This window comes from Mycobacterium sp. TH-M103 (genome assembly GCF_057473785.1).
Genome location: NZ_JBYCLG010000145.1, coordinates 1 through 4,561, shown reverse-complemented (window position 1 = coordinate 4,561; position 4,561 = coordinate 1). Strand labels below are relative to the sequence as shown.

At 69.2% G+C, this 4,561-nt stretch carries 4 protein-coding genes; all 4 read left to right on the top strand.

The genetic code is table 11. From position 1 onward, the window contains the following. Positions 1-720: HAD-IC family P-type ATPase (locus AC2VOR_RS08020; protein ID WP_486963551.1), on the top strand; the 720-nt coding region annotated here is incomplete at its 5' end. Position 721: 1 nt separating this feature from the next. Continuing rightward, on the top strand, positions 722-1,597 hold the full coding sequence (locus AC2VOR_RS08015) for a potassium-transporting ATPase subunit C (RefSeq protein ID WP_369737285.1): 876 nt from the start codon (positions 722-724) through the stop codon (positions 1,595-1,597). A gap of 10 nt (positions 1,598-1,607) precedes the next feature. After that, positions 1,608-4,163: a DUF4118 domain-containing protein gene (locus AC2VOR_RS08010; protein ID WP_369737284.1), complete on the top strand. Its 2,556-nt coding sequence runs from the start codon at positions 1,608-1,610 to the stop codon at positions 4,161-4,163. Between the two features lie 102 nt (positions 4,164-4,265). Further along, on the top strand, positions 4,266-4,561 hold a 296-nt coding region (locus AC2VOR_RS08005; protein WP_486963550.1), incomplete at its 3' end, for a response regulator.

Below are 4,561 nucleotides of genomic sequence, written 5' to 3'. Positions count from 1 at the left end.
CTCAAGGACGTCGTCAAGCAGGGCATGCGCGACCGGTTCGACGAGATGCGCCGCATGGGCATCCGCACGGTGATGATCACCGGCGACAATCCGTTGACCGCGAAGGCGATCGCCGACGAGGCCGGCGTCGACGACTTCCTCGCCGAGGCCACCCCCGAGGACAAGCTCGCCCTGATCAAGCGCGAACAGGAAGGCGGCAGGCTGGTCGCAATGACCGGTGACGGAACCAACGACGCGCCGGCCCTGGCGCAGGCCGACGTGGGCGTGGCGATGAACACCGGCACCTCGGCCGCCAAAGAGGCCGGCAACATGGTCGACCTAGACTCCGACCCGACCAAACTCATCGAGATCGTCGAGATCGGCAAGCAACTGCTGATCACCCGCGGCGCGCTGAGCACCTTCTCGATCGCCAACGACATCGCAAAGTACTTCGCGATCATCCCGGCCATGTTTGTCGCCCTGTTCCCCGGGCTCGACCTGCTCAACATCATGCGCCTGCACAGCCCGGAGTCGGCGATCCTGTCCGCGGTGATCTTCAACGCGCTCATCATCGTGGCACTGATACCGCTGTCGCTGCGCGGCGTGCGCTACACGCCGAGCAGCGCGTCGAAACTGTTGAGCCGCAACCTCTACGTGTACGGCCTCGGCGGCATCGTCGCCCCGTTCATCGGTATCAAGCTGATCGACCTGATCGTTCAATTCGTCCCAGGGATGTCCTGACATGAAGTTCTCGAGTTTCGTCCGCATCCACTGGGCGGCCCTGCGTGCGCTGCTGGTGCTCACCGCGATCACCGGCCTGGCCTACCCGCTGCTCGTCTGGCTGGTCGCCCAGATACCCGGACTGCACGACAAGGCCGAAGGATCGATCCTGACCGCCGACGGCAAGCCGGTCGGCAGCCGGCTGATCGGTCAGCTGTTCACCGGCCCGGCCGGCAAGCCGCTGCCGCAGTACTTCCAGAGCCGGCCCTCGGCCGCGGGCGACGGCTACGATCCGCTGTCCTCGGGTGCGAGCAACCTCGGCCCGGAGAACATCGTCGACGCACCGGGCAAGCCGAGCCTGCTCACGCAGGTGTGCACGCGCAGCGCCGCGGTGGGGCGCCTGGAAGGTGTGGACGGGTCGCGGCCCTTCTGCACGGGCGGCGGTGTGGGCGCGGTACTTTCGGTGATCGGCCCGCGCGACGCACGCGGTAACGTCGTCCACCCCACGCGGGTGGTCAGCGTCAACGAGCCGTGCGCATCGACGCCGGCGCCGTTCCTGGCCGGCTACGAGGGGGTGCGCGTCGAGTGCGCAAAAGACCGCGAGGACTACTCGATCGGACAGATCGTGCCCGTCCGCGGCGCCGCGCCCGCCGACCCGGTAGTGCCCGCCGACGCCGTCACCGCCAGCGGCAGCGGCCTGGACCCGGACATCTCGCCGGCCTACGCCGACCTGCAGGTGGCACGGGTGGCCAGGGCGCGTCACGTCGGCCCGGAGCAGATAAGCAAGCTCGTCGCGCAGAACCGGAACGGCCGCGCCCTAGGGGTCTTCGGCGAACCGACCGTCAACGTGCTGCGGCTCAACCTGCAACTCGACCACTGGTATCCGCTGCCCGGCTGACCGCTGGGGGATGATGGTTGACGTGGACGACCACACACCCAAGCGCGGGGAGCTGCGCATCTACCTCGGCGCGGCCCCGGGTGTTGGCAAGACGTACGCGATGCTCGGCGAGGCGCATCGCCGGCTGGAGCGCGGCACCGACCTGGTGGCGGGGGTGGTGGAGACCCATGGGCGCGCGAAAACCGCTGAGCTGCTTGAGGGTATCGAAGTCATCCCGCCGCGCTACGTCGACTATCGCGGCGGCAGCTTCCCCGAGCTCGACGTGCCGGCCGTGCTCGCCCGCCATCCGCAGGTCGTCCTGGTCGACGAACTCGCCCACACCAACACACCGGGCAGCAAGAACGCCAAACGCTGGCAGGACGTCGAGGAACTGCTCGACGCCGGGATCACGGTGATCTCCACCGTCAACGTCCAGCACCTGGAGAGCCTGAACGACGTCGTCGCCCAAATCACCGGTATCGAACAGCGGGAGACCGTGCCGGACTCGATCGTGCGCGAGGCCTCGCAGGTCGAACTCATCGACATCACCCCGGAAGCGTTGCGCCGCAGGCTTTCCCATGGAAACGTGTACACCCCGGAAAAGGTCGACGCGGCACTGTCCAACTACTTCCGCCGGGGAAACCTCACCGCCCTGCGGGAATTGGCGCTGCTGTGGCTGGCCGACCAGGTGGACACCGCGCTGGCGACCTACCGCGCGGAGAACAAGATCACCGCCACCTGGGAGGCACGCGAGCGGGTCGTGGTGGCCGTGACCGGCGGCCCGGAATCCGAGACGCTGGTGCGGCGGGCGTCGCGGATTGCGTCGAAATCCAGTGCCGAGCTCATGGTCGTGCACGTAGTCCGCGGCGACGGCCTGGCCGGACTCTCGGAGTCCCGAATGGCCAAGATCCGTGAGCTGGCCAACAGCCTCGACGCCTCGCTGCACACCGTGGTCGGCGACGACGTGCCCAGCGCCCTGCTCGACTTCGCCCGCGAGATGAATGCGACTCAGCTGGTGATCGGCACGTCGCGACGGACCCGCTGGGCGCGCCTCTTCGAGGAGGGCATCGGCCCGCGGGTCGTCGAGCTCTCCGGCAAGATCGACGTGCACCTGGTCACCCACGAGGAGTCCAAACGCGGATTCCGCGCGGCGTCGCTGACCCGCCGCGAGCGACGGGCCACCTCGTGGCTGGCCGCCTTTCTGGTGCCATCGGTCATCTGCGCGGTCACGGTGTTCGCGCTGGACAGCTACCTTCAGACCAGCGGTGCCAGCGCGCTGTTCTTCGTCGGCGTGGTGGTGGTCGCCCTGCTGGGAGGCGTTGCGCCCGCGGTCTTCTCGGCCGTGCTGTCCAGCCTGCTGCTGAACTACTTCCTGACCGCGCCCCGACACACGTTCACCATCGCCGAACCCGACGCCGCCGTCACCGAGGTGGTCCTGCTGCTCGTGGCGGTGGCGGTCGCGGTGCTGGTCGACGGCGCGGCCAAACGCACCTGGGAGGCCCGGCGCGCCTCGCAGGAAGCCGAGCTGCTGACGTTGTTCGCGGGGTCGGTGCTGCGCGGCGCCGATCTCGAGACCCTGCTGGAGCGCGTGCGCGAGACCTACTCGCAGCGCGCGGTCAGCATGCTGCGCGAACCCGGCGAGGCGGACCGTACCGCTGGAAACAGGAGCCATGTCGTAGCCTGCGTCGGTAACGACCCGTGCCTGACCGTCGACTCCGCCGACACCGCGATCGAGGTCGGCGACGACGAGTTCTGGATGCTGCTGGCCGGCAGGAAGCTCTCCGCCCGCGATCGCCGGGTGCTGAGCGCGGTGGCCCGGCAGGCGGCCGGGCTGATCCGGCAGAGCGAGCTGGCCGAAGAGGCCAGCCGGGCCGAGGCGATCGTGCGGGCCGACGAGCTGCGCCGGTCCCTGCTCTCGGCGGTCAGCCACGATCTGCGCACCCCGCTGGCCGCGGCCAAGGTCGCCGTGTCCAGCCTGCGCGCCGAAGATGTGGCCTTCTCCCCCGAGGACACCGCCGAACTGCTGGCCACCATCGAGGAGTCGGTCGACCAGCTGACTGCGCTGGTCGGAAACCTCCTCGATTCCTCCCGCCTGGCCGCCGGCGTGGTTCACCCGGAGCTGCGCAGGGTGTACCTGGAGGAGACGGTGCAACGCGCGCTGGTCAGCATCGGCAAGGGCGCCACCGGCTTCTACCGCTCGGCCATCGACCGCGTGAAGGTCGACGTCGGCGACGCCGTGGTGCTGGCCGATGCCGGACTGCTCGAACGCGTGCTGGCCAACCTGATCGACAACGCGCTGCGGTACGCGCCCAACTGCGTGGTCCGGGTCAACGCGGGCCGGGTGGGTGATCGCGTCCTGATCAACGTCGTCGACGAGGGTCCCGGGATCCCGCATGGAACCGAAGACCAACTCTTCGCCGCCTTCCAGCGGATGGGCGATCAGGACAACACCATCGGCGTCGGGTTGGGGATGTCGGTGGCGCGCGGATTCGTCGAAGCGATGGGCGGCACCATCCAGGCCGGCGACACCCCGGGAGGCGGCCTGACCATCGTGGTGGATCTGGCCGCGCCGCAGGAGGCCCGATGACCCGCGCCGGCGACGATACAGAGCGCAGCGATGAGAAGGAGCGGCGCCGATGACCCGCGCCGGCGACGATACAGAGCGCAGCGATGAGAAGGAGCGGCGCCGATGACCCGCGTCCTGGTGATCGACGACGAGCCGCAGATCCTGCGCGCGATGCGCATCAACCTGTCGGTGCGGGGCTATGAGGTCGTCACCGCGTCGACCGGCGCGGCCGCCCTGCGTGCCGCGGCCGAACACAAGCCCGACGTGGTGATCCTCGACCTCGGCCTGCCCGACATCTCGGGCATCGAGGTGCTGGCCGGTTTGCGGGGCTGGCTCACGGCGCCGGTGATCGTGTTGTCGGCGCGCACCGACTCCTCGGACAAGGTCGCGGCGCTCGACGCCGGCGCCGACGACTACGT